Source organism: Opitutus terrae PB90-1, from assembly GCF_000019965.1.
Classification (GTDB): domain Bacteria; phylum Verrucomicrobiota; class Verrucomicrobiia; order Opitutales; family Opitutaceae; genus Opitutus; species Opitutus terrae.
Map to the genome: position 1 here is coordinate 5,256,907 of NC_010571.1, position 25,954 is coordinate 5,282,860.

General features: G+C 66.3%; 24 protein-coding genes. 10 read left to right on the plus strand and 14 right to left on the minus strand.

The window, feature by feature from the left end; all coding sequences use genetic code 11:
• Positions 1-138: 138 nt before the first annotated feature.
• The 10 genes from OTER_RS20470 to OTER_RS20515 form a co-directional block, all read right to left on the minus strand.
• Positions 139-1,719, minus strand: coding sequence for a DNA polymerase Y family protein (locus OTER_RS20470; RefSeq protein WP_012376856.1), 1,581 nt, complete (start codon positions 1,717-1,719; stop codon positions 139-141).
• 245 nt (positions 1,720-1,964) lie between these two features.
• Entirely contained in the window at positions 1,965-2,609 is a 645-nt protein-coding gene (locus tag OTER_RS20475; protein WP_012376857.1) for a RecA family protein, read from the minus strand.
• 263 nt (positions 2,610-2,872) lie between these two features.
• A complete protein-coding gene (gene lexA / locus OTER_RS20480) occupies positions 2,873-3,475 on the minus strand; it encodes a transcriptional repressor LexA (RefSeq protein WP_012376858.1) in 603 nt (200 codons plus the stop codon).
• 173 nt (positions 3,476-3,648) lie between these two features.
• Complete coding sequence (locus OTER_RS24550) at positions 3,649-4,803, minus strand: sigma-70 family RNA polymerase sigma factor (protein WP_012376859.1); 1,155 nt, start codon at positions 4,801-4,803, stop codon at positions 3,649-3,651.
• Positions 4,800-5,495 (minus strand): cytochrome c biogenesis CcdA family protein, encoded by a 696-nt coding sequence (locus OTER_RS20490; RefSeq protein ID WP_012376860.1) that lies wholly within the window; start codon positions 5,493-5,495, stop codon positions 4,800-4,802. Before OTER_RS20490 ends, OTER_RS24550 begins: the two co-directional genes overlap by 4 nt.
• A 4-nt stretch (positions 5,496-5,499) precedes the next feature.
• Positions 5,500-5,892 carry a thioredoxin family protein gene (locus OTER_RS20495; protein ID WP_012376861.1) on the minus strand — a complete coding sequence of 131 codons (393 nt, stop codon included), beginning with the start codon at positions 5,890-5,892 and terminating at the stop codon, positions 5,500-5,502.
• Positions 5,893-5,898: 6 nt separating this feature from the next.
• Positions 5,899-6,675 (minus strand): pyrroline-5-carboxylate reductase family protein, encoded by a 777-nt coding sequence (locus OTER_RS24555; RefSeq protein ID WP_012376862.1) that lies wholly within the window; start codon positions 6,673-6,675, stop codon positions 5,899-5,901.
• Between the two features lie 44 nt (positions 6,676-6,719).
• A complete protein-coding gene (locus tag OTER_RS20505) occupies positions 6,720-6,953 on the minus strand; it encodes a thioredoxin family protein (protein ID WP_012376863.1) in 234 nt (77 codons plus the stop codon).
• Between the two features lie 22 nt (positions 6,954-6,975).
• Positions 6,976-8,109 carry a permease gene (locus tag OTER_RS20510; RefSeq protein WP_012376864.1) on the minus strand — a complete coding sequence of 378 codons (1,134 nt, stop codon included), beginning with the start codon at positions 8,107-8,109 and terminating at the stop codon, positions 6,976-6,978.
• Between the two features lie 50 nt (positions 8,110-8,159).
• Positions 8,160-8,501 carry an ArsR/SmtB family transcription factor gene (locus OTER_RS20515; protein WP_012376865.1) on the minus strand — a complete coding sequence of 114 codons (342 nt, stop codon included), beginning with the start codon at positions 8,499-8,501 and terminating at the stop codon, positions 8,160-8,162.
• Between the two features lie 231 nt (positions 8,502-8,732).
• On the opposite strand from OTER_RS20515, the gene OTER_RS20520 reads away from it, so the two are divergent.
• Positions 8,733-9,098, plus strand: coding sequence for a DUF4870 domain-containing protein (locus OTER_RS20520; RefSeq protein ID WP_012376866.1), 366 nt, complete (start codon positions 8,733-8,735; stop codon positions 9,096-9,098).
• Between the two features lie 65 nt (positions 9,099-9,163).
• Complete coding sequence (locus OTER_RS26300) at positions 9,164-10,432, plus strand: hypothetical protein (RefSeq protein WP_012376867.1); 1,269 nt, start codon at positions 9,164-9,166, stop codon at positions 10,430-10,432.
• A 153-nt stretch (positions 10,433-10,585) separates the two neighbouring features.
• On the opposite strand, the gene OTER_RS20530 is transcribed toward OTER_RS26300, so the two are convergent.
• Complete coding sequence (locus tag OTER_RS20530; protein WP_012376868.1) at positions 10,586-11,017, minus strand: hypothetical protein; 432 nt, start codon at positions 11,015-11,017, stop codon at positions 10,586-10,588.
• Positions 11,018-11,355: 338 nt separating this feature from the next.
• Between OTER_RS20530 and OTER_RS20535 the strand changes: the two genes are divergently transcribed.
• From OTER_RS20535 to OTER_RS20550, 4 genes are all read left to right on the plus strand, one after another.
• Positions 11,356-11,805, plus strand: a complete 450-nt coding sequence (locus OTER_RS20535; RefSeq protein ID WP_012376869.1) for a YbhB/YbcL family Raf kinase inhibitor-like protein — start codon at positions 11,356-11,358, stop codon at positions 11,803-11,805.
• A gap of 280 nt (positions 11,806-12,085) precedes the next feature.
• Complete coding sequence (locus tag OTER_RS24560) at positions 12,086-14,827, plus strand: glucoamylase family protein (protein WP_052300444.1); 2,742 nt, start codon at positions 12,086-12,088, stop codon at positions 14,825-14,827.
• Positions 14,828-14,984: 157 nt separating this feature from the next.
• Positions 14,985-16,223, plus strand: a complete 1,239-nt coding sequence (locus OTER_RS20545) for a hybrid sensor histidine kinase/response regulator (RefSeq protein ID WP_052300445.1) — start codon at positions 14,985-14,987, stop codon at positions 16,221-16,223.
• A 200-nt stretch (positions 16,224-16,423) separates the two neighbouring features.
• On the plus strand, positions 16,424-18,346 hold the full coding sequence (locus tag OTER_RS20550; protein ID WP_012376872.1) for a glycoside hydrolase: 1,923 nt from the start codon (positions 16,424-16,426) through the stop codon (positions 18,344-18,346).
• A 79-nt stretch (positions 18,347-18,425) separates the two neighbouring features.
• Here OTER_RS20550 and OTER_RS20555 read toward each other — a convergent pair whose 3' ends face one another.
• Entirely contained in the window at positions 18,426-18,833 is a 408-nt protein-coding gene (locus OTER_RS20555) for a hypothetical protein (protein ID WP_012376873.1), read from the minus strand.
• Positions 18,830-19,540, minus strand: coding sequence for a TVP38/TMEM64 family protein (locus OTER_RS24565; RefSeq protein WP_012376874.1), 711 nt, complete (start codon positions 19,538-19,540; stop codon positions 18,830-18,832). Before OTER_RS24565 ends, OTER_RS20555 begins: the two co-directional genes overlap by 4 nt.
• A 142-nt stretch (positions 19,541-19,682) precedes the next feature.
• On the opposite strand from OTER_RS24565, the gene OTER_RS20565 reads away from it, so the two are divergent.
• Positions 19,683-21,035 carry a phospholipase D-like domain-containing protein gene (locus tag OTER_RS20565; protein ID WP_202796002.1) on the plus strand — a complete coding sequence of 451 codons (1,353 nt, stop codon included), beginning with the start codon at positions 19,683-19,685 and terminating at the stop codon, positions 21,033-21,035.
• A gap of 252 nt (positions 21,036-21,287) precedes the next feature.
• Entirely contained in the window at positions 21,288-22,160 is an 873-nt protein-coding gene (locus OTER_RS20570) for a helix-turn-helix domain-containing protein (RefSeq protein WP_012376876.1), read from the plus strand.
• Positions 22,161-22,526: 366 nt separating this feature from the next.
• Here OTER_RS20570 and OTER_RS20575 read toward each other — a convergent pair whose 3' ends face one another.
• Positions 22,527-23,045 (minus strand): hypothetical protein, encoded by a 519-nt coding sequence (locus tag OTER_RS20575; RefSeq protein ID WP_012376877.1) that lies wholly within the window; start codon positions 23,043-23,045, stop codon positions 22,527-22,529.
• Positions 23,046-23,393: 348 nt separating this feature from the next.
• Between OTER_RS20575 and OTER_RS20580 the strand changes: the two genes are divergently transcribed.
• Positions 23,394-23,585, plus strand: a complete 192-nt coding sequence (locus OTER_RS20580) for a hypothetical protein (protein ID WP_012376878.1) — start codon at positions 23,394-23,396, stop codon at positions 23,583-23,585.
• Positions 23,586-23,600: 15 nt separating this feature from the next.
• Entirely contained in the window at positions 23,601-25,919 is a 2,319-nt protein-coding gene (gene ccoN, locus OTER_RS20585) for a cytochrome-c oxidase, cbb3-type subunit I (RefSeq protein WP_012376879.1), read from the plus strand.
• Positions 25,920-25,954 lie beyond the last annotated feature (35 nt).

Genomic DNA, 25,954 nt, shown 5'->3' on the forward strand with positions numbered 1-25,954 from the left:
TCCTCGTTCTCTTTCTCGTTCTCGTTCTCATTCTCTTTCTCGTTCTCGTTCGTCAGGAAACGAGCACTCCGGTCTCCCGCCTGCGGCACGAACGGGAGAACGAGAAAGAGAACGAGAATGATTAAGAGGAAAGATGGGTTAGTCATACTCCCCCTCCACGAACCAGCCTTCGCGCGTACGCAGCAACCGGTAGAGTCCGCCCGTCTCGAATTCCACATCCCACTCCTCGCGGGCCCACCGGCGCGTGCCATCCCACCATTCACCCGAGCCGCGCCACGGCCCCGCCACGGCTTGCACGGCGCCCGCCAGCGTCGAAGTCCACACAAACGCTGGCGCCGCCCCGGCGAGTTCCACGGTCGCGCGCAGCAGCGTACGATACCGGCGCAGCGGCAGCCCGCCCGGCGGATGCACCGCTTCGCGCGTGACCGGCGGCACGACGTTCGCCGGCACAGTGAGCGTCACCGCGTCCGGTCGATGCGTATCTGCGACCACCGGCGTGCCGATTCGATCCGCCCCCACCACCGCCGCGACGCGCCCCAAGGTTTCGGCAAATCCGTGCGGATCGCGCAGCGCGCTGTCGAACAGCCCGTGCTGCCGCGTCAGCGGCCGCACCGGCCGGCACTCCAGCCGCAGTCCGCGGACCGTCGCAGCGGTGTGCAGCGTTTCCAGATGCGTGTGCAGCACACGAAACAGGATTTCCTCCTGCGCCGTCGGTTCCGGCAGTCGGAAATCACGCGCGTGCGCCGTCTCATCGCTCAACGACAGCGTGAGCGTCAGCTCCCCGGCGACGAAGCCCGCGTTGCGCAGCTCCAGCGCGAGCCGGTCGATAAACCGCCGCAGCACGAACAGCAGCGGTTCGAGCGTTTCCACCTCGTGCTCCAGCGTCAGCTCGGCGGCGAAGCGCTGCGTGGGCGCGATCAGCCGCAACGGCCGCGTCACCTCGCCCGCTGCGCGTTCCCACAACGCGAGCCCCGCGGGCCCGAGTCGCTGTGTCACGTCCGCCTTCGTCAGCGCCGTCAGCTCGCCCAACGTGCGAATGCCCCAGCCGGCCAGGATCTCCGCCGTTTCCGGCAGCGGCTCCGCCACCGCCAGCGGCAGATCACGCAGAAACATGCGTTCGGTGCCCGGAGCAAGGTGAACAATTTCATTCCGTAGCGGCAGGCCGCTGCCTCCGAGCAGGTAGGGCGAGCCGTCCTCAGCGAGCCGCTGGAGCTCACGGCTCGGCGAGACGCCTCGCCCTACCCGCGCAGCGGAATTGTGATATTGTCCGAACCGCGCCGCATACAGCGCCAGCAGCGGCGTCGCAGCCAACCCCGCGGTCGCGACGAGCCCGAGTCCATGCAGTTGCGTCACCGCGGCGTGCAGTGCCGGCACACGACGTTCCTCCGCCAACCCGCCGACCTGCATCGTGCCCACGCCCGGCGCGGTGTCCTCGACGTGCGGCGAGATGGAAAACGCCGCCGCGAGCAGTGCCGCACGCGCTTCGGTCTCCGCGGCAGGATTCGCGTTGCGCAACGTGATCCCGGCACAACGTGCCATCGCCTGCGCGGCCGTCAGCCCCGCTTCGACTCCGCTCGCCCGCGCTTCCGGCGTGCATGCCACGATGGCCGGCGGCCGGAGGGTCTCGTCCAGCAATCCCACGGGCCGGCCGACGAGCTCGCGTTCGAGCCGCAACACGGCCTGCAGGGCAAAATCGGAAAGATGGAGAACGGCGAACATGGCTCAACCCGTGTTTACGTGGCGCGCCTTGCCCTCAACGCGCGTTCCGAAAGGTACGACTCGCCCAGCGCGCTGAGGGCAAACGTGCTCCACCTGCACAGCAGATAAAGCCGACCTTGAGGTGAAAACCCGCCGTCCCGGCCGGCTGGCGGCCAGCCACCTCCTTCAGCCTGGCGGAGCCGCCGGGCTCCACCGGCCGGGAAACTCCGCCGCTCCTTCCCTTGAATCGCGCGCATGACGTCACCTCACCCGCTCGCTGCGATCTGTCGTTGCCGTTGCACCGCCGGCGTCAGCGCGGCGGCGAGTTGCAGCCGGTCGCTGCTCAAGGCGGTGAAATCATGCGACTGCGCCAACTCCAATCGCAGCCGCGCGCTGGGCACGGTCGCCTGCGGCGTGAACACTGCCAGCGCGAGGTCCGACGGCTCGGTCGAGCGCTGCAGCCGATACCAGAACTGCGCCGGCGTGCGTTTCAGCTCCGCCAGTGGCGCAAGCCGCAGATCGATCACCACGAGTTGCAGGTTTGCGTCGCGCGTGAGGATATCCGCCGCATGCAGCGCCATCGCCGTGTCGCAACAGCGCACCCACACCAGATGCTGCAGCCATTCGCCCGGCCACGATGCCGGATCGAAGCTGTCGTGGCCGTCGACCAGCGCCACGCGGCCACGCTCATGACGCGTCACCCGCAACAGTTCACCCAGCAAAAGCTGACTGCCGCAGCTCGGCGCCGCGCACACGATCTCCGTCACCGCGCCGCACGGCAGCCCGCCCACGCCGTCGTCAATCGCCGGCACACCCGTCGGCAGCGTGCGCGTGTCGCCGCGCGCGGCGCGAGGAAACCGCTCCGAGAGGAGCTGGCGCAGCGACGAGAGTTTGGCGACGGGACGAGACATCGGAAAGCGGAGCGAGCATCGGATTGGAATGGCGTCGGGCCGGCTAGCTCACCCTAGGCTCGGCGAAGGTGGGTTACGGCGCGGTGTCTGGGGCGCAGTCTTGCTGCGCCCAGGGTGGTAGGCCGGCAGCGAACCGGGTTTCACGGCGAAGCGTCGGCTCAAGCTGCGCAACCACAGATGAACACAAATGGACCCAGATAGGGAAGGGAACCCGGCATCTGTGTGCATGTGTGTTCATCTGTGGTTCTGTTTCGATAACTTGCTCACCGTTTCGCGCGGCCGATCAGCCCGACAAACACGCCTTGGATTTCCAGCCGGTCCTTCGGCACGATGAGCGCGTAACGCGCGTTCTCCGGCTTCAGCACCGGCTTGCCCTTCACATACGCGAGCCGCTTGAGCGTGGTGGTGGTCTCGTCCACCAGCGCCGCCACGATGTCGCCCGGCTTGGCCTCGCGGCGCTCGAGCACGGCGATGTCCCCATCGAGGATGTGCGCGTCGATCATCGAATCGCCGTGCACCTCCAGGCCCCAGAGCCGCTCGGGCCGGCGGAGTCGAAAGACCGCCGGATCGAACGTGATCGTTTCCTTCGGCTGCTGCTCCTGCATCGACGGCACACCGGCGGGAATCGTGCCGTAGATCGGCAGCTCGAAATGTCCCTGCACCTCGCTGACCTTCAGGCCCCACGTGGCGCCGTCGACCTGGTGCAACTGGCCTTTGCGCGCGAGCGCGCGCAGGTGGTTCATCGCCGCATTCTGGCTCTCGTAGCCGAAGTGCCGCTGGATCTCGCGCGTGCTCGGCGGCACTCCGCGCTGGGCCTGCACGCTGCGGATGTAATCAAGGATGGCTTCCTGTTTTTCGGTGAGCATGGCGGATGTGTTCTCTTGAACACATGTTCAAGCGAACAGCCGGGCCGCCCGCTTGGCAAGCTCCGGCTGACGATTCCGCCGATCTCGTTGGGCGCCGGCACCCTGAGGGTGTTTGCTCGCGCCACCATCTTGCCTCAGGGTGCCGGTCCTGAAAGCGGCAGGATCCGCCAAGGTCAGGCGGAACAGCCGCAGCCGCTCGCACTCGGCCCGGTCGCATTGGCCTCGCCACCTTCCTGGGTGAGTCGTTCGGCGAGCTTCAGGATGTTGCGCGCCGGTGTTTCCTTCACCGTGGCGGCGAACGCGACCGCTTTGGCAATGTCCGCCGCGGAAATGCCCAGCTTCATCGCTTCACGCGTATGATGGCGCAGGCACGGTTCGCAGTTGGCGCCGATCGCCGCCCCGATGGCCACGAACTCGGCGGTGACCGCGTTGTAGAGGCTGGGCGTGGGCGTCGCCGACGCCGTCGCGCGCGGATCGGCAAAACACGAGGACATCGCGGCCGGGATGCCCGAAGCGGCAGCTGACGGCGTGGCGCAGCAGGAGGACATCGCGGCGGGCATGGCCGGCACGCCAGGTTGAGGAGTGGAACAGCAGGAGGAGGAGACCACAGACATGATCGTTTGATCGTTTGAGTTTCGCCCGGGCGGCTCGTCGCGACCTGCGACAAGATCGGGCTGTGGTTCCTTGGACGGAATCGCGAGGGACGGAGATACAGGCGGTTCCTCCCGGCGTCGATCGCAGGCGAGCGTGCCGGTATCGCTTTGGTAAAACTCGCAACCTTCCGCGAGCAGTCCCCGGAGCGCGATGCGCGCGCGATGCAGTCGGATTTTTGCCGCGGCGACACTGATCCCCAGCCCCGCGGCGATTTCGAGGTTGGTCAGCCCTTCGAGATCCTTGAGCGCGATCACTTCGCGATGCGAGGGCGCGAGCCGGTCCACATATTCGCGGATGCAGCCGTGCATTTCCTGCTGCTCGAGCCGGCTCGAAGCTTCGGCCTGCGCCACCAACGCCTCCGGCGGAGCCGATGCGCCCGTTTCCTCGCGGTCCTCTTTGGTCAGCGATTCCGTTCGCTGCGCTTCATGATGCCGCCGGCTGCGCAGATGATCGAGCACCGTACGGTGCGCGATCTGATGCAACCACGTGCCGATCTCGGACTCGCCGCGAAACGAAGCCAGCGCGCGCGCTGCTTTCACGAAAGTTTCCTGGAGCAGATCGTCGATCTCGGCGGCCGGTGCCAGCCGGGTCAAGAGTTGGCGCACGGCGTCGCGATGCGCGGCCCACAGCCGGGTGAAATCGTCATGACCGCGAGTGGAAACGTCCGCGCTCATCCGGCGGAATAGACCAGCCACGTCGCGCCCACCAGCACCAGCACGCCGCTGCTGCGGCGTAACCAGACCGCACCGCGTGAGGCTCCATGCCAGTCGAGGACGCGTTGAACCTTCTGGGTGAACACGCCGGCGGCGACGATCAACACGCAGTGACCGAGGCCGTAGGCCAGCACCAGCAGCGCGGCAAAGAGCGGCTGCGCGCGGGCCACGCCAAAAACCACGCCCAGCACGGGCGCGAGGTAGGCGAAGGTGCACGGTCCCAGGGCGAGACCGAAAACCAGCCCGAGCAGGAAGGCCGCGGCCGGGCCCTGGTAGCGCGGCAGGGCCATCGTCCGTTCCCACGGCAGCTTCAGCCACCCGAGGAGATGCAGCCCCACCGCCACCAGCACCGCAGCGACGAGGTAGCCGGTCCACGGACCGATATCGCCCAACATTCTTCCGGCCGCAGCCGTGACGCCGCCGATCGCCGCGATCGAGACGAGAATTCCGAGCGCGAAGAGCAACGCGACGCCAAGCGCCTGGCGCGGCAGGGTCTCGTCCCGCTGCGCGATAAATCCCACCACGAGCGGAATGCTGGCCAGGTGACACGGGCTGAGCACAAGGCTGGCCATGCCCCACCCCGCCGCCGCGACGACCGCGAGCCACGGCGCACCGGTCATCGCGTCGCTCAACCAGACGAACAGTGCGTCCATCGGCTTATTCGTTCTTCGCGGTTGCGGGTTCCTTCAACGCGACGCCGAGTTCTCGCCACTTCGCCAGAATCTCCTTCTTCCCATAAAACCCCTCGTGGCGAAACAGCTCCTGGCCGTCCGCCGCGTAGAAGATCTGTGTCGGGATCAGCCGGATGCCATAAGGCTCTGCCGCCGCGTTGTCTTCCCACACGTCGATGAAGACCACGGTGAACTGGTCCGCATACTCGCGCGTGAGCTCGGCGAGGATCGGCTTCATGCGTTTGCACGGAATGCATTTTCCCGCGCCGAGGTCGAGGAGCCGGGGCAAAGCCGGTGGCGCGGGCGCCGGCTTCGTTTCTTCGGCGTGCAGCAGCGCGGCACCGCAGAGGAGCGTGAACATCAACAGGGCGATTCGCATGGCCGGCTATGGTTTGATCTTTTGAAAAAGCGCGGGCAGCCGTGTGCGATAGAGTTCGAGCACCTGCGGCTCCATTTCGGCGAGCGGCTTCACGGGCACGAGGTCCATCACGTCGGTGGGCGCGAGTCCGGAATCCACCAGCGTCCGCGCGGCGCCGCAGGTCATCCGCTTCAGCCCGACGTCGGCTTCGGCGGGGGTGAGCCCGAACGTGACCGCGAGTTCGCGCAGCGCCTGCATCTGGAACCACAAGTAGGTCGGCCCCATTGCGGTGAAGACGGCATAGGCCTCGATTTTCTCCTCGGCCACTTCAGGACTGTCCCCGAGCGGCGCGAACAGCGCGCGCACCGTGTCGCGATCGGCCGCCGTGAGCGCCGAGCCGAAGGCGAGCGGATTGAAGCCGGCACCGACCACCGACGGCGCGTTCGGATTGGAGCGCGCGATCCGTGCGAATCCGCCCAGCAATGTGCTCAGCTTCGCGATCGGGAATTTCGGCGCGAGTGAAACGAGGATCGCCGTCGGCTTGAGGGCCGCTGCAGCGCGGCCGGCGGCGTCGGCGAGCACCGGCGGATGGGTCGCGAGAAAGACCACGCCCTGCGCGGCAGCGGCCGTAAGGTCCGTGGTCGTTTCGATCGCCGGGAACTGCGCGCGGAGTTGGGTGAGCGCATCGGCATTCGGGTCAGCGACGACAATGCGCGCCGGCAGTTTCTGCGCGCGGGTCCAGCCGAGGAGGAAAATGCGGGCGACGCGGCCGCCGCCAATAAAACCAATCGAAGGAGCGCTCATGTTGAAGAGCTGGGAAGATTCGCGGTGGTTCGAGATTCGCCTGCTCAGCGGACGAGTTGCCTGGCCTCATCCAGCGTCGGCACGCGGCCGGACAGCTTCACCACGCCGTCGACCACGAGCGCCGGCGTGCTCAGCACGCGAAAGCTCATGATCTGTTTGAGGTCGGTGACCTTCTCGAGTTCGTAGGGGACCGCGAGCGACTTGGCGGCCTCGTCAGCGACCGCCGCGAGTTTCTGGCACTTGGCACAGCCGGTGCCGAGGATCTGGATTTTTTTCATGGCAGAACGAGTTGGAAAATAGTCAGAGCAGCGCGTTGAAAAGGTAGCCCACGAGCAGAATGCCGCTCGCCACCACGCCAAAAAACGCCGCGATCAGGCGCGGCTTCAGCACCTGGCGCAGGATGATCGCCTCCGGCAGCGACAGGCCGATCACCGCCATCATGAACGCCAGCACCGTGCCCAGCGCGGCGCCCTTGCCGAGCAGCGCCTGCACAACCGGAATGACGCCCGCGGCGTTCGTGTACATGGGCACGCCGAGCAGCACCGCGAGCGGGACGGACCACCACGCGTCGCGGCCCATGATCGAGGCCATGAGGTTCTCGGGGACGTAGCCGTGGATGCCCGCGCCGACCGCGATCCCGAGCAGCACGTAGATCCAGACTTTGCCAACGATCTCACGCACCGCGGTTACGCCCGCGCGAACGCGATCGGACCAGGCTATCGGAGCGCCGTCGTCGCCACCTGATGCGCCGGTGCCGGAGAGGTTTTCAAATACCCACGGTTCGACGTGCCGCTCGAGTTTCAACCGGCCCAGCGTCCAACCGGCGGCAATTGCCACGAGCAAACCCATGCCAAGATAGAGCGCGGCCACCTTCCAGCCGAACATCCCGAACAGCAGGACCAGCGCGACCTCATTAACCAGCGGCGCCGAAATGAGGAACGAAAACGTCACGCCCAAGGGCACTCCGGCAGTGACGAACCCGATGAACAGCGGCACGGCCGAACACGAGCAGAACGGCGTGACGGTCCCCAGGAGCGCCGCGAAGACATTGCCAGCCGATTCCCGCCGTCCCGCCAGCAGCCGACGCGTGCGGGCGGGAGTGAAGAAGGTGCGCACCACGCCCACGCCGAAGACGACCAGCACCAGCAGCAGCAGCACCTTCGGCGTGTCGTAGAGGAAGAACTCGACCGCTGAACCGAGGGCGGAGTCGCGCTCCAGCCCGAAGACTTGGTAAGTCAGCCAGCGGGACGCCGGCGCGAGGTTTCGATACACCAGCCACCAGCCCACGAGTCCGACGAGCGCGAGACCCAGCCGGGCGTACGGGAAACTGCGCGTCGGGCGGCCGCCGACCTGGGCGATGTCCGGCGCAATGCCATCAAGAGACGGCGATGCCGGTGTGGATGCAGTCGTCGCTGAATCGGGCTGGGCAGACATGATCAAAATTGTCCGCTATTTGGCGGAAACGCGTAATAGTGGGCAAAAACTCACACGCACCCGCAGGGCTTCGCCCCGGCCTTGGCAGCGGGACGAACCGCTGTCTCGCTGGACCCGCTGCGGAGGCAGTCGAGGAAGGTGCCGACACAGGGCAGTGCCAGCCGGTAATACACCTGCAATCCACGTTTCTCGTCCTCCACCACGCCGGCGGTTTTCAGCACCGACAGATGCCGCGACACCGTGGACCAGCCTCCCTCCGAGATGTCAACGAGCTCACAAACGCAGCGTTCACCCGCGAGCAGTTCCTCGGCGATCCGCAACCGCGCCGGATGGCCGAGCGCCTTAAAGACGGCCGCGTGCTGCTTGCGTTGTTTGGTGTTGTGGGTGGCCACGATGCCGCGTCACTATTTCGCCGTTTTGCGTAATAGCAAGCCGGATTTTTTGGGGCCTCTGCCAGGGATCGTAAGGAAAAGCGCGCCCCACGGCTCCGTCGGCTCCCCTTAGCCGAAAGGCGAATAGGCCGGAAACGTCGCAGCTGATAAGATCGCCGCGTTCCAAACGGGAAGCGCCGCGCCACGGACGGCGCCCGTGTTTTCCGTCCAACCACTCACCACCACATTCCCATGACCTCCTCCCCTCTCTCGCCCGCGGCGGTTGCCGCTGAAGACAAGACGACCGCGATCGTCAGCTATCTCACCTTGATCGGCTTCATCGTCGCCATCGTGCTGCACAATTCCAAAAAAACCACGCTCGGTGCGTTTCACCTCCGCCAGTCGCTCGGGCTGATGCTGACGTCGATCGCGATGATGTTCGTCGGCACGGTGCTCGCATTCATTCCCTACCTCGGCTGGCTGCTGAGCATGGCGCTTTGGGTGGGGCTGCTGGTGCTGTGGATCAGCGGGCTGCTCGCCGCGATCCAGGGCGAGCGCAAGCCGGTGCCAGTGCTGGGCCTGCATTACCAGAACTGGTTCGGCAACGCGTTCGAATAATCTGAACAATCTCCTCCCCCAGAGGCTCCCCGGTCGCTCGCGCGGCGCGTGGAGCATTCCTTCCCATGTCTTCCCGCGCTCGACGGCTGCTGGCCGTCATCCTGTTGCTTCTGCTCGGTCTGGCCGCGCTGCTGCTGATCCGCTGCGGGCACCCCGCCACGCCCCAAGCCACCGCCGCCGCGCAGTCCGCGCCAGCCACCCCCACCACCACCTCCTCCTCCACGCCCGCCGCGCCCGCACCGGCGACAGGCCCGAAGCCTGAAGTGCTCTCGCCTGCCACGGTCAAGGTGCCTGCGCAGGTTGCGGCTGGCGCCGCCTTTCACGTCGAGTGGACCGGTCCCGACAACGCGGGCGACTACGTTACGATCGTCCGGCCGGAGGCGCAGGCGGCGGAGTATGGGCACTACGTGGATACGCGCCGCGGCACCCCGCTCGAGCTCACGGCCCCCATGGAGACAGGCGCCTACGAGGTCCGGTATGTGACCGCCGCATCTCATACCGTCCTCGGGCACGCTGCGATCGAGGTGTTGCCAATCACCGCCACCTTGAGCGCCCCGGAGGAAGTGGAGCTCGGCAAGGCGATCGAAGTGACCTGGACCGGTCCCAACAATGCGCAGGACTACATCACCATCGTGGCGAAAGACACGCCGGACGGTCGCTACGGCAACTACACGGAGACGAAGGAAGGCTCGCCGCTCTCCGTGCGCGCGCCCACCGAAGCCGGCGCCGCCGAGCTGCGCTACATGACTGGGCAGGGCTCCAAGGTGCTCGCGCGCCGCGACGTGAAAATCGTGATGCCCGAGACCTCGGTGTCCGGTCCGGAGCAGGTGGTCGCCGGCGCGGCATTCACGGCGACCTGGGTTGGTCCGAACAATCCCGGCGACTACGTGACGATCGTAGCGCAGGGCACGCCCGACGGCCGCTATCAGAATTACGCGGAGACACGTCGCGGCAGTTCGCTGCAGATCACCGCGTTGATCGAGCCTGGCGAAGCTGAGCTCCGTTACATGACCGGGCAGGGCTCCAAGGTGCTCGCGCGTCGGCCGATTCGGATCGTGCCCGCGGAGATCTCGCTCGACGCGCCCGACGAGGCGATCGCCGGTACGAAGGTGCCGGTCACGTGGAAGGGCCCCAACAACGCGGGCGATTACATCACGATTGTGCCGGCCAGTCTGCCCGACGGGCGGTATGCGGGCTACGCGGACACAAGGACGGGCTCGCCGGCCCAGATCGCGGCACCGAAGGAAGCCGGTCCCGCGGAGATTCGCTACATGAGCGGCCAGGGCGCGAAAGTGCTCGCTCGACGGAGCCTCACGCTGAAACGCGAGGGCTGAGCCGCCGCGCGCGAGGTAAGCACGTTGCCCTCAAGTCGCTCGTGCCGCGTCGTAGCCGCATCGGTTACGACGCGGTCCGTGGGCGGAAACGGTGCCGCCGCGCGCGGGTGCGCGCATCAGACGCGAGTTCCGCTTTCCCGTCCGATACGCCGCTTACTCCGCGCCGCTGGACGCGGGGGCGCGGACCACCGCCCGGGCCGACTTTTTCGCTTTCGTTGCCGTGCGCAGCCACGTTTTCGCGGCTGCGAGCGTATCGAACAGCTCGAGGGTGAGATTCGGGTTGCGGTTCAACTCCTGCGCGAGCTGGCCCATGCGCCGCACTTCCGGCGTGTGCACGACCCACGCGCATTTGATCGGGTTTTTCAGCCGCAGACGCTTTTGCCGCAGCGAATGCTCGAAGATGGACCAGGGCTTGATTTGCGCCCCAGTCACCTGATCGAACGTGTGCAGCACGTTGGGCGCATACCCGATTTTCGTGGCAATTTGTGGCATCTGTCGACCCAACGCGACCAAGTCCTCGTCGGTCATCTCACCGCACCACTCGATGAGCACAAACTCATCGGTCTGTGTGAATTGATAGGGCATCGTCGGTGCCGGACGCGAGCTCCGGCGGCATGCCTCGATTCAACCCGGATCAGCTGCCGCCGCAATCTTCAAATGCCGCGCGGGGGTGAGCGCCACGCGGGTCGTTCTGCCGGCCTGGGCGGAAGGCCTCGTCCATGGGTCCGGCGTCTCGCCCGTGAGTGTGCTGGAAACCGAGATGCGCCCGGGTGTCCCCACGACCGAGGCTGCGCATTTTTCCCCAGAGCGCGCTCCAGAATCGCTCGATGGAGAAGGTGCGCCCGCTGCATAAACTTGCCGTAGTTCCGGCCGACCGCGACGGCCGACCGGCATCCTCCTGACAACCTTTTTCTCGCTTGCTTATGCAACTCACGAGTTCCGCTTTTCGTTTTGGCGAATCCCTGCCCGACCGTTTCTCCCGCGAAGGAGGCAACGTCAGCCCGCCGTTGCTGTTCAGCGACGTGCCCGCTCCGACGCAGAGCCTCGCCCTGATCATGGATGATCCCGACGCGCCGCGTGGCGTGTTCACCCACTGGGTGTTGTTCAACCTCGAACCGAACGTCGGCGTGCTCACCGAGAATCACGTGCCCGGCGGCACTCCCGGTCGCAACGACTGGGGCGAGGTCGGCTATGGCGGTCCGCGTCCGCCGTCCGGCACGCACCGCTACTTCTTCCACGCGTTTGCACTGGATGGCCGGCTCGCGCTCCCGCGGGGCGCGACCCGCCGCGAGGTCGAGCAGGCGCTCGAGGGCCACGTTCTGGCGCGCGCCGAATTGATGGGCCGGTTTACCGCTGCGCACGTTCACGCCTAAACAGCTTGAGGCACACACCGTGCGCCCCCGCGGACCACGGCGATATGTCAGCTTCATCGGAAAATTTCTCACCCGAACTGGTTGCCCTCCGCGCGTTCTATTGAACGTTGGCAGAATTACTGACGCTTAGGCGGGTCCCGCTCTCGGGGCCGGCCGTCGGGGATCGCCCGCCTCCGCCGGGCCCGCTTCCCGCGCGGTCGCGGCAGCTGCCTGCGTGTCACGCTCTGCGTCTATGCCTTTTTGTTCTTCGCTCCCCTCTGCCCGATGGCCGCGCTGCGTTTTGGCAGCGATCCTCATCGCCACGGGGGTGCTGGAACTTGCGGCACAGCCGCTGCGACACCCCAACCTTTCCGGCGCGCGGCCCGGCGCGATCCTCAGTGAGGACGACCACGCCCTGCTCGACGACATCCAGCGCGCGTCGTTTTTATATTTCGTCGAGCAGACGCATCCCGAAACCGGTTTGGTCCGCGACCGGGCGCGGGCGGACGGCTCGCCGAGCGAGGGCAAGGCCAGCATCGCGGCCTCGGGCTTCGCGCTGAGTTCGTGGGCGCTCGCGGCACACCGCGGCTGGGTCGAGCGCGACGAAGCGCTGGAGCGCGTGCGACTGATGCTGCGCTTCCTCGCCAACCAGGCGCCGCGGCGCCACGGATTTTTCTACCATTTCATGGAAATGGAGACCGGCGCGCGCGCCTGGCAGTGCGAGATCTCCTCGATCGACACCGGCCTCTTCCTCGCCGGCGCCATCATCGCGCGGGAATACTTTCAGGATCCCGAGATCACGGACCTGGTGAACCGGCTGTATCGCGACGTCGACTGGCGCTGGTTTCTCAACGGCGGCGACACGGTCTCGATGGGCTGGCACGACGAGACCGGTTTCTCGCGCTACCGCTGGCGCATCTATTCGGAACACATGATGATGAGTTTCCTGGCGATGGGCGCGCCGGCCAATGCGCTCGAGCCAAGCTACTGGCATGCGTGGAAGCGTCTGCCCGCGGGCACCTACGCCGGCTATCATTTCATGCAAGGGCCGCCGCTCTTCATCCACCAGTTCGCGCACGCCTATGTGGACTTTCGCGACCGACGCGACGCGTTTGTCGATTATTACCAAAACTCCGTCCTCGCGACGCTCGCGCAGCGAAGGTTCTGCATGGACCTGCGCACGGAGTTCTCCAGTTGGGGCGAGCGGCTGTGGGGGATAACCGCGTCCGACTCCGCGACGGGCTACAAAGCCTGGGGCGGTCCGCCGCGCACAACCGCTTACAACGCGCTCGACGGCACGATCGTGCCGTGCGCCGCCGCCGGCTCCGTGCCGTTCGCCCCGTATGAAACGATGATGGTGCTGCGGCACATTCGCACCGTTTACGGCGATCGGGTGTGGAAGCGCTACGGCTTCGTCGATGCGTTCAATCCGGAGACGGGCTGGGTCAATCCCGACGTGATCGGGATTGATCAGGGCATCACCATTCTGCAGGCGGAAAACGCCCGCACGGGATTTTTCTGGTCGTTGTTCATGCGGGCGCCCGAGGTGCAGCGCGCGCTGTCCCGTTCCGGCTTCGTGTCGAAACGTCGGGCGTTCACCTGGCCCGAACGCGAGCAACTCCGCGAGCTCGCCGCCACCGCCTGGCAGTCGCTCGCCAACGAGCCCGTGACGCCCGACACGCTGGGGCTGCGCATCACCGCCGTGCCCGCTGCGCAGGCGTTGGGCCTGGTGGATGGCGCGTCGGCGCATCGGCAGCTGCGCGAGCTGTTGAGCGCCGCCGCGCCTCCCGCCACCGATACCGCCGTGGCCGAATACGCGGCGAGCCTCCTGACGTTGCGCCAGGCGGTGCCAAGCCTCGCAGCGGACGCGACCCGGCTGCTCGAGGCGATCAACTGGGAGCAGGTCACCATCAGCTCGACCAAGCTCGGCTCAGCGAGCCGGCTGGCGACGTTTCTCAAGATTGGCGCGGGTAAGAGCGACCCGAGCGCGTGGGACCGGCTGGTCCGCACTCCGGAGGTGCGCGGCATGGTCTTCGTGCTCTCCCCCGGCACCGTGGCGGACCAACTCCGGCCGTCGCTGTGGCTCGACGAATCGAGCATCATCACCGGCGCGTCCGGTGCGCAACTCGCCTACTCGGCCGCAGTCGTGCCGCCGCCGGCCAACGGCAACCCGCGACCGACACCGGATCTGCTCACGACCGCGCTGTTACTCGACAACTACCCCGCCGAGCTGCTCGCGCGGATCAAGGACGCGCCGCCAGCGCCGGCCTGGATCACCAGCGCCGCCCCGGCCGATCGCGCGATCCTTCTCGCGACCGTGGCCAACGTACTCGTGCCCGAGATCGTCCGCGACTGGTTCCAGGCCGACGCGCTCGTGCGCGCCACGCGCGCCAACATCACCGATTTCACGCAGGCGTCATTTGGCCAGAATACCTCGCTCTACTGGCGCTACGAACTCGCCGGTCCCTTCGTGGAACCCGCGGAGCGCCGGGCCGTCGCGGTGCCCGCTTCCACCCCGCGCGAGGCCTGGCAATGGACCCGGATCGCCGGACTGGAATTCAAGGACTCGCCCGCAGACGTGCGCCCCGACGATCCGCTGCTCGAGCTGCGTTTCGCGTTCACCTGGGACAACGAAGCGCTGCACTTCCACGCGGAAGCGATCGACACGCCCGCGCCCAACCCGCCTGCACCCGAGCGCGAGGAAATCGTCGAGTTGCTGATCGATCCCAAAGGCGACGGTCTCGTGTGGCGCGGCCCCGAGGATTTTCACTTTGTGTTTCGCGGCTCGGGTGAAGCGATCGAGTGGAATCACAATCGCGCCCCCGAGGCCCGCATCGAGCGCACGCCGCAGGGCTACACCGTCGAAGCCGACATTCCGTGGTCGCTGCTCGGACTCACCCCGCAGCCCGGGCTCGAACTCAACCTCACGACCGCTGTCGCTCGCAACGGCCGCTACGAATGGGAACCCTCGCTCAAGTTGAACTGGCGGTTCTTTCAGCGCCGCGACGAACGCTACGGCCTCGGCAAGGTGAAGCTGCAATGAGCTGGCGTGCGCGGCAGCGGCGTGTGTCAGCAGTCGGCGGTGGGTGAAACCCCGATGCAACTCTCGGGTCTTTGCTGCAGTCGCGCGCGATTGGCAGCGCTCGTCACAGTTGAATGCCGGCCGCCGCGCTGCTTGACTCTCCGCCTCTCTTCTCCGCTTGGACCCACTTTCTTCCCCTTCTTCTGCATCCGTCGCCTCCGACGATCCGCCCGCACCGCTGCAGGAACTCCGCGCCGAGCTTGACCGCGCGCGGGCTGAAGCCGCGGCCGCCCGCGAACGCAGCGACCGTTTTCTTTCCGGCGTGTCGCACGAGCTGCGCACCCCGTTGTCCGCCATCCTGCTTTGGACCACGCTGATCGAAGAGGAAAAGCTCGAAGAGCGCGAGCAGCTGCAGGAAGCGCTGGCTGCAATCAAGCACAGCGCGGAGGAGTTGCAGGCGCTGATCGACAACCTCGTCGAAACCACGCGCATCGTGAGCGGCCGGTTTACCTTGCAGCGCACCGTGGGCGAAATCGCGACCGTGGTGGAGGCGGCAATCGCGCAAGTGCAGCCCGCCGCCCAGGCAAAACAAATCCCCCTGCACCGACAGATTGAACCGGCCAGCGCCCCCGTCGACCGCGCCCGACTGCAACAGACGCTCGTGCTTCTGCTCCAGAACGCCATCAAAGCCACCCCCCCGGGCGGGCGCGTGGAACTCAGCGTCGGCGTGCACGACGAGGAGATGCGCATTGCCGTGCACGATACGGGCGCGGGGTTGACCCCGGAGCGGCTCGCGCGGGTGTTCTCCGGCCCGCCGCCGAGCGCGCAGGCGAAAGCGCCGCGTACCGACGCCGGGCTCGGCTATGGGCTCATCGTCGCGCAGCAGCTCGTCCGCGCCCACGGCGGCGTGCTTACGGCGGCGAGCGGCGGACCGGGCCAGGGCGCCACCTTCACGATCCGGCTGCCCCTCGATCCCACGCGCGCAATCACTGCGGTGGCGCCCGAGGCCCATGGTACGGCGCAGACACTCCACGGCCGCCGCGTGCTACTCGTCGTCGATGATGCGGAGCTTCGTCACCATCTCGCGGCGGGGCTGCACGACGCCGGGGCCGCCGTCTCCGCCGTCGATTCCGCGCCCGCTGCGGCGGAAGCGGCTGAGCGGCAATATCACGACGTGATTGTCTGCGATCTCGCGCTGCCGACGATCGATGCCGGCGAGCTGCTGCAGGATCTACGCGAGCACGAAGTCACGCACGCGCGCCCCCACGCGCCGGCTCTCGCGTTGGCGCACGCCGACCACGCCGATGCCGCTTCGCTCGCGCTGAAGCACGGCTTCATGCGCTGTCTGCAGGCTCCGGTGGACCCGGCGACTCTGGCCGCCGCCGCCGCCGCGTGCTTGGCGGCCAATCCGCGTTAGCAGGGTGTTGAAAAAGGTAGGGTCCGACCGCCGGGCGGACCGGCAGGGCGAACGCGGATCGAGGCAAATCTCAGCGAACCCATCGGTCCCGCCCAACCTCAGATCCATTTTCCAACAGCGCGCTAGTCTGCCGGTTCGACGCACCGCAGCGGCGAGTCTCACTGCATCGATTTTTCCGCTCCGCCGTCAGGCCTCGGCCTATGATTCGACCCTCGCTCTCACTCCTGCTCGGGCTCTCGCTGGCGACGCTCGCCGGCGGCGTCGAGCGCGCAACCTACAACAGCGCCGGCGCGCTCACCGCGCTGATCTGCGATGGCGCGGAAGTCCCGGTCCGCGGCGAGTTCGTGGTCGAGTTCGGCCAGGGCGTGCGCAGTTCTCTGCAACCGCACGACCAGCGTTCGCCGATCTGGCGCGAAGGCCGTGAGCTGCGCTGGCGCGGCGTGTCGACGTTCGCGAACAGCAGCCAGGCTCAGTTTGCCGCCGCGTGGACGGAAGCGGAGGACGGCGTCGCGCTGGTCGGCTCCGCTACCGCCGGAGGCCCGCCGCCCGCGGGCGCGCCCGCGGCGGCGACGCGCGCATGGCCGCTCTTGGTGGAATCGGTCGACTACGTGATCGATCTGCCGCGCACGCTGTTCGCCGGCGGCCGGATCGACGGCACCTCGGCCGCGCTCGCCACCACCCGCCCATCGAATCCGCAGTTTTTTCAAGCGACCGTGGACCGGCTCGCGTTCGTCGACGCGCAGCAGAACTGGCGGCTCGAACTCCAGCTCGATCAACCGCGAGCGGTCACCGTGTCCGACCGTTGGGAGAACGACGACCGCTCGTATCGCGTGCGGATCCGGCTCGGCGGCGGGCTCTGGCCGCACGGTGAGTCGTTCAAGCTCGCCGTGAACTTCAAGCTTTCCGGTCGTGCCCATGCGTCCCTCGCGCACGTGACGATCGATCCACACACGCCGCGCTATCCGTTCGACGGGTTCGGCGGAAACTTCTGTTTCAACACCCAGACGCCGGTCGCGGACTACCTGCTGGAGAATCTCGAGCACGCGTGGGCGCGCTTCGAACTCAAGGGCGTGGCTTGGGATCGCGAGCGCGACCAGCCCGGGCCACAACTGGTGCGCGACTTCGAGCTGATGCAGCGCGTGCAACGGATGGGGCTGCCGTGGATCATCAGCCTTTGGCGGCTGCCCGAGCGCTACTACAGCGATCCGAATCAGAAGCCGGCGGGCACGTTTCATCGCAAGATCGCGGACGCACGCTGGCCCGAATTTCTCGATCTGATCGGAAGCTATCTGCTCCACCTGAAGAAAAACTACGGCGCCGAGCCCGACATGTTTTCCTTCAACGAGCCCGACCTCGGGGTCGACATCGGGTTCAACGGACCCGAGCACCGCGACATGATCAAGCGCATCGGCGCGCATCTCGAGTCGCTCGGCCTGAAGACGCGGCTGCTGCTCGGCGACACGGCCAACCCGCGCGATTCGCACAAATACGTGCTGCCGACCGCGGCTGATCCAGCGGCGATGCGCTACGTCCGCGCGCTATCGTTTCATAGCTGGGGCAACGGCACGCCGCAACAGTATCGCGCCTGGGGAGACGTAGCCGACTGGACGCAGCTCCCGCTGCTCGTCGGGGAAGCCGGCGTGGATCCCGGCTCCTGGCGCAACCGGATGTTCGACAGCTATGCCTACGGTCTCCGAGAGGCGCGCCAGTATCAGGAACTCCTGCGCGACACCCGGCCGCAAACCCTGCTCTTTTGGGAATACACCGAAGACTATGGGGTCGTCCGCGTGGGCGACGACCAGCGCCTCGAGCCGACTGGCCGCTTCTATTTTTTGAAGCATTTCAGCAATCTCTCGCCGCGCCACGGCCAGGTGGTCGCCAGCTCCAGCGACCAGCCCGACGTACTGGTCAGCGCGTTCGCGAAAGGCGACGTGCTCGTCGTTCATCTCGTGAACACCGGTCCGGCGTGCGAGGCTCAGCTCGCCGGATTGCCTGCCGGCCCGTGGCGGCAGATCGTCACCACGGAAACCGAGGGTTTCAAAGAGGCCCCCGCGCCTACACTCGACGCACCGTTGGCGTTGCCGGCGCGCAGTTTCACCACGCTCGTGCGCAGCCCGCGGTAGCGCCCTCGCGGCGTTCAGCGGAATGCCCGCCCTACCTCGGAAACGTTGTTCGCGCGCGCCTGACGACCTCCGGCCGCAGTCAATCGAACATCAGTCGATACAGCGCGAATGCGATCACGCCGGCCGCAGCGACCGCCACCGCGGCCGCAGTGATTTTCGCCCAAAGCGGCCACGCCCGCCACGTGCACCGCGCGTCGCGCGCCAGCCGCCGAATCGTCACCTCGGACCAGTCCAGGAATCGCGCCACCGCCCGGGATTCGGTCGCGAGTAGCATGCCCGCGAGCGCGAAAAACAGGATCGCCGGCCCAGGGATGAAAACCAGTACGAGCCCGATCGCGACCGCCACGCCGGCAACGACGAAGCGCACGATCCGTCCGATCACCCCGCGCCGGTCGCTCCGCCGACTCGCGCGATAGCGATCCTGGAAGCGCCGGCCGGGACTGCCATCGCGAAGCCGCTGCCAGCCTGTGCGCAAAGCCGAACTCACGTGGAGGCCGATCCCGGTCGCGACGCGGCGGTGGCGTCGCGTTGTTGTTTCGCGTTTCGAATCCGCCGCCGAATCCGCCAGATCAGATACGCGCACACCGCCAGCTTGAGCAGATAGACGCCGATGAGAATCGCGAGCCGCCGCCGATCCGGATCAGTGCCGAGATCGCCGATCAGAATCGTGACGTAGGAACGCGCCACGTAGAGCGGCAGACACACCCAGAAATAGGTGCGGAACGGCACGTCGGTGAGCGCGAGCAGGTAGTTGCGGGAAAAATAAGGCAGGCCGGGAATCAGCACGGCCATCGCGGCGACGGAGGCGTTTTCACCTTCCGGGACGTGGGGCAGTCGGTGTCCGCGGCGTTCCAAGAATCGCTGCAGCGGCTGACGCAGGAATGAGCGCGCGATCCAGAAGCTCGCGAGCAGATGCACGGCGGTCGCACCAGCCACGGCAATGCCACCGAGCACCGGCCCGAACTTCGCCCCCGCGACGAGGTAAACAACCATGATCGAGAATCCGCCAATCGGCAGCGTGGCCATCAGGGCGAAGACGATCGCGGCGTTGAACTCGGTCAGCGTATGAACGAGATCGCGCCACTCGAGGTCACCCCACAACCACGCCGCCATCGCAATCGCGGCAGCCAGCAGGACGACGAGGCCCAGCCAGCGTCCGCGGGATTTTCGGTGTTTTCGGTGGTGTGGTTGCATCGGCAGCACGGCCCGGCGAGGGACCGCGTTGCCTAGACACGTTAGACTCCAACTGGTGACGCGGCTCGCGCGGGAACCGCCGCGGCGCGCATCTGTCCTGACGCGCCGCCCGCGGTGGCATGATGCCGCCCCCCCTTTCCCCGTGTCGTCCCTGATGCAGCGCGTCCGAAAATTGCGCCGGCCCTCCCGCGGGCCCCGGCACGAGCGGCCACCGCGCTCGCATCGCAACGAACTGGGCTGGCACTGGACGTTCGTGGCGCTCGGCATCGCGATGCTGCTCGGCGCGTATTTCTGGTATGTATCTGCGCGTATCCTGCAGGAGCCCGTCCGGCTGCATTACGGTCCCGAGGATCCGGCTTTCCCGGCCGCAGTCGGTCCGCTGCTGGGCGCCGAGTTCACCGGTGGAAACTCGGTCGAGCTCTTGCTCAACGGCGACGGCTTCTTCCCACCGATGCTGGCCGCGATCCGCAGCGCAAAAAAAACGATCACGCTCGAAACCTACATCTGGGCGCCCGGCCGGATCAGCGACGAGTTCATCGCCGCCCTCGCGGAACGCGCGGAGGCCGGCGTCAAAGTCCACGTGATGCTCGATGGCATGGGTACCCTCAAATTCACCGACGAGGACAAAGGCCGGCTCACCGGCGCGGGCGTGGAGGTCGTGAAATACGGTCGGCAGCACTGGTATGAGATCAAACCGAACATCAATCATCGCACGCACCGCAAGATCCTCGTGATCGACGGCCGCATCGGTTTCACCGGCGGCATGTGTGTCGACGACAGTTGGCTCGGCAACGCCGACCAGCCCGATCGATGGCGCGAGACGCAGGTGCACGTCGAAGGTCCCGCGGTCCGGCAGATGCAGGCGATCTTCGCGCAAAACTGGCTGCAAACCACCGGCCGGCTGCTGCTGGGGCAGGATTACTTTCCGGAATTCGAACGCGCGGGCCAGACCACCGCGCAATGCTTCAGCAGCGGCCCGGGCGAAGGCGCGGAATCGGCGCGCATGTCCTACATGCTCGCGATCGCCTCGGCGCGACGGAGCATCGACATCGAACACGCCTACTTCGTCCCCGATGAATACGCCGTGCGAATGCTGCTCGAGGCACGTCAGCGCGGAGTGCGCATTCGCGTGATCGTACCGGCACACAACGATTCGCGATTCGGGCGAGCCGCGTCCCGCTCGCGCTGGGACGAGCTGCTGCGCGCCGGCGTGGAGTTCTACCGCTACGAGCCCGCGATGCTGCACGCCAAAACCATGTGCGTCGACGACACGTTCGTGACCGTGGGCTCGGTGAACTTCGACAACCGCTCGTTCAGCATCAACGACGAGGTCGCGCTGAACGTCATCGATCCGACGCTCGGGCGGGCGCACCGACGGATGTTCGAACACGATCTCCAGCAGTCGACGCGCTACACGTGGGAGGAACACGCCGCCCGTCCTGCCTACGTGAAGTTGGCCGATTGGTTCTGCGGGCTCTTCCGCTCGCAACTGTAAACGCAAGCCAGGTGGTTTTCGCGCAGCGGAAGCGCCAGCATTTCGCCGAACCGCGCACCGCGGCCGCCGCAGCGCACCGTGGCGCCTAACCCTTGCCGCAGCCGCGGTTCGGACGCGCGGGTGTGAACCGGACTACTTGGCCTCGGGGCCGGCGCTTCTGACCTCGGCCGCTGGCGGGTTCCTCATTGCGTGGCCGGACGCCACGCATATTTTGTCCTTATGGAATTGAGTGGAGCACCTGACGTTCGCGCCATGGTCGACCAGCTGCGGCAGTCGCGGATCTATCGCGACTACGAGCAGGCCTTCCGTGAGACGACGGGGCTGCCCATCAACCTGCGTGCGGTCGAGGCGTTCGACCTGCCGCACCACGGCGATCCGAAGGAAAACCCATTCTGTTCATTGATGGCGAGTTCGAACCGATCCTGCTCCTCCTGCCTGCAGTTGCAGCGCAAGGTCGAGGAGGAGGCGCGGCTCGAGCCCAAGACGCTGAAATGCTTCGCCGGGCTCTGCGATTCCGCCGTGCCGGTGCGCGTCGGCGAGAATCTTATCGCTTTCCTGCAGACCGGTCAGATTTTGCTGCATCAGCCGACCCAGACCCAGTTCAAGCGCACCACCCGGCAGTTGCTCCGCTGGGGCGCCACCGTGGACTTGCAGCAGCTCGAGGAGGCATTCTTCCAAACGCGGGTCGTCACGAAGAAGCAGTATGAATCCATCGTCCGGCTGCTGACGATCTTCGCCCAGCACCTTTCGTCGCTCAGCAACCAACTCTTGGTGAAACAGGAGACCGCCGAGTCGCCGGTGATCACCCGCGCCCGCGTCTACATCACGGATCACCAGAGCGAGGATCTCTCGCTTGGTCAGGTCGCGCAGGCGGTGAACATGAGCGCGTTCTACTTCTGCAAGACGTTCAAGAAGTCGACCGGGATGACCTTCACCGACTATCTCGCCCGCGTCCGCGTCGAGAAGGTGAAGAATCTGCTGCTCAATCCGCACAAGCGCGTCAGCGAGGCGGCCTATGAGGCCGGATTCCAGTCGCTGTCCCAGTTTAACCGCGTTTTTCGGAAAATTGCCGGCGAGTCGCCCAGCCGCTACCGCGAGCGCCTGCACGGCGCCGAGCACAACTGAGCGGCGCGGCCAGCCAGGGGATGAGGCGTAACCGTGCTGCGGCGACGTCGCACCGGACCGATCAATCGTTCGCGTCCGGGCTAGGCCCAGATATTTCACCCGCAGTTTTCTGACTGCTGAAGGAGCACCTTTATGCCGCGATGGATCTCGCGCGGTCGGGATCGCGGCATGGAGCCGCTCCTACCGTGGAATCCACACTACCGGCACCGTGCGGACAATATCCCGACTAGCCCGGAAATTTCATGAACAGGACTGAAGCTGGTCCGAAATTTCCGTCCGCCTGCGGCGGAGCAACCTTGTCGCGGCTAGCCCCGACAGAGTCGGCCCGGAGGGCGGATATTTCACGAACTTCGTGAAATATCCGGGCTAGGTCGCGGGCGTCGCTGCGGTGTGCGCCACTTCCGCGGTCGGCACCGCCACCGCGGACGCCTGCTTGGCGGGATGAGCCACCTGCGCCAACCGATGCTGGCAAACCGAGCAGAACGCATCCACTTCACGGCGGGCGATCGCACGGATCACGTAGTAAAGCTGATTCAACGCGGTGTCGCGCTGCGCCGGATCGATCGGCAGGTGGGCCGCCTGCTCCAGCACCAGCGCCTCCAGCAGCGCCTGCTCGCCCGCGAGGAAAAATGCGAGGAGCGGGTTGCGACCGCAGGGGCATTCGGGACGCGCCGCCGAACGGCCGCCGGCGTGCTCCGCCTTCTTGCGCGTCGCCGGATCCCGCAGTCCCGCAAAAATCTGATCCAGCGCCCATTCTATGAGATGCACCAATGCATCTGGATAAGCCAGCGGGCTGGTCACCCGCTCAGTGCGCAGCAGAACGTCCCAACGCGCATGGATTGCTGAACGCTGGGCACAGAGGCTGTTCAGTAGGCTCTCCTGCATCGTGGTAGAAGGTAGCCATGCCCGCGATGTGCTGCTTCGCATCACTTGGCGAACGATGCGCGTCTTTTGCGAGCGGATGAACCTCCACGCCAAGAAATGCTTAGCCATCGGCAACGACTGCGCAGCGATTCATTTCCGGCTGACCTAGACTGCGCGCCTCAGCGAGGTCCCAACCTCATGACACACACTTCGGTCCCCTCAGCCACCGTCCTCCTTGCGCCGGTCGTCCGCGTCGCGCTGTCGCGCCCCGACCACGCGGCCTCCTCACCGCGGGTCGTCGTTCCGCGGCGGCGCTGGCCGTGCTCGCTCAGCCCTGAGCCGTAAGTCCACCCGCCTTTCCATCCTTTTATGTCCGTCATTCCACTGACCCTCACCATCAGCCTGTGCCTGGTCTTCACGTTCATCGTTTTCTTCATTCGGGAAAACGGGCGGCGGTTCAGCAGCCCCGAGCGTGATTCGCTGCTGCCTCTGGCCGACGAGAAACCCCGGCTCGCCGCGGCCCGCCCCGCCGAGTCTCCAGACGCGCCTTACGGCCGCTGAGCTTCTTCTTCTCCCATGACCGACCAGAAAATCACGATCGAGTACAACGACAAGGTCGTCCGCCAGTTCCTCTGGGCCACGCTCATCTGGGGCGCCGTGGGCATGCTCGTCGGCGTGCTCGTCGCCTCCCAGCTCAACTTCTGGCAGCTCAACTTCAACCTGCCGTGGCTGACCTTCGGCCGTCTCCGGCCGCTGCATACAAACGCGGTGATCTTCGCGTTCGTCGGCAACATGATGTTCGCCGGCATCTACTATTCGACGCAGCGGCTGGTGAAGGCGCGGCTCGCGAGCAATTTTCTCTCGGCGCTGCATTTCTGGGGCTGGCAGGCGATCATCGTCGGCGCGGCGATCACGCTGCCGCTCGGTTTCAGCCGCGGCAAGGAGTACGCCGAACTCGTCTGGCCGCTGAACATCGCGGTCGCGTTCATCTGGGTCGTCTTCGCGGTGAATTTCTTCTGGACGCTCGCGCGCCGGCACGAGCGCGCGCTCTACGTGGCGATTTGGTTCTACATCGCGACGATCATCACCGTGGCGATGCTTTACATCGTCAACCACCTCTCGATTCCCACCAGCCTGCTGCACAGCTATCCGGTGTTCGGCGGCGTGCAGGATGCGCTGGTGCAATGGTGGTACGGCCACAACGCCGTGGCGTTCTTCCTCACCACGCCGATCCTCGGCATCATGTACTACTATCTGCCGAAGGCGGCGGAGCGACCGGTGTACAGCTACCGGCTGTCGGTGGTGCATTTCTGGTCGTTGGTCTTCATCTACATCTGGGCCGGTCCCCACCACCTGCTCCACACCGCGCTGCCCGGCTGGCTGCAGAACCTCGGCATGACGTTCTCGCTCATGCTCTGGGCGCCATCGTGGGGCGGCATGCTCAACGGCCTGCTCACGCTGCGCGGCGCGTGGCACAAGCTCCGCACCGATCCGGTGCTCAAGTTCTTCGCCGCCGGCGTGACGTTCTACGGCATGGCGACGTTCGAGGGGCCTCTCCTGTCGATCAAGGCCGTAAACGCGCTCGGCCATTACACCGACTGGATCATCGGCCACGTCCACGGCGGCACGCTCGGGTGGAACGGCTTCATGGCCGCCGGCATGGTTTACTGGCTGCTGCCCCGGCTCTGGAACAAGCCGCTCTATTCGACCGCGCTCGCCAACTTGCACTTCTGGTTGGGGCTCGTCGGCATCCTCCTCTACATCGGCGCGATGTGGACGAGCGGCATCACGCAGGGGCTGATGCTCAACGCCACGACCGAAGGCGGCACCGTGCTCGCCTATCCCTACTTTATCGACACGATCAACACCATCCGGCTGATGATGCTGATGCGCGTGATCGGCGGCGTGCTTTACCTCTCCAGCTGGGGCATCCTCGCCTACGTCTTCATACGCACCGTGCGCGGCGCCCAACCCGTCAACGGCACCATCGAGGTCTTTGCCGAACCGAGCACCGCCGACGAGCGGCTCGGGGTCCGTGGCACGTTCTTCAGCGCGCCAACCCTCTTCACGGTCCTCGGCGTGGGCTTCGCCACGATGTGGATGCTCGGCACCGATTTCGTCAGCGTTCTCGGGCTGATCGGCGCGCTGGTCTGCTTCGTCGCGGGCTACGCGCTCTTCACCGCGCGCGGCAAGTCCTGGGCCGCCTGGTACGAACGGCTGCTGCTAAATGCCCTGCCGTTCACCGTGCTCACCTTCCTCGCGGTCGCCGCCGGCGGCGCGATCCAGATCGTGCCGACCGTTCTGGTCGAGAAGGCCCAGAACGTCGAAGATCGCATTCAGGTCGTCTACACGCCGCTCGAGCTCGCCGGCCGCGACATCTACGTACGCGAGGGCTGCTACACCTGCCACTCGCAGATGGTCCGGACGCTGGTGCCCGACGTGCTTCGCTACGGCGACTACTCGCGGTTGGGTGAATCGATTTACGATCATCCCTACCAGTGGGGCTCGAAGCGCACCGGTCCCGATCTGGCGCGCGAAGGCGGCAAGTATCCGAATATCTGGCATATACGCCACATGGCGGATCCGCGCTCGATCTCGGCCGGTTCCATCATGCCCAACTATCCGTGGCTGCTGGAGAACAACACGGACGTCGCCGTGCTGCCTGCGAAGATTCGCGTGCAGCAGCTGCTCGGCGTGCCGTTCCCCGAACGCAGCGCGCAGCAGATCTTCGATGCGGTGAAGGAACAGTCCACCGCGATGTCGCAAGAGCTGCGCGCGGCCGGCGCCTACGTTGCGCCCGAGAAGGAGATCATCGCGCTCACGGCCTATCTCCAGACGCTCGGCCGCTCGCAGAAGGTTGAGAAGCTTTCCGCCGCGGCCTCCGGCACGCACTGACCCCGCTCTCAGCTCTGGACGCTCAGCTCTGGACT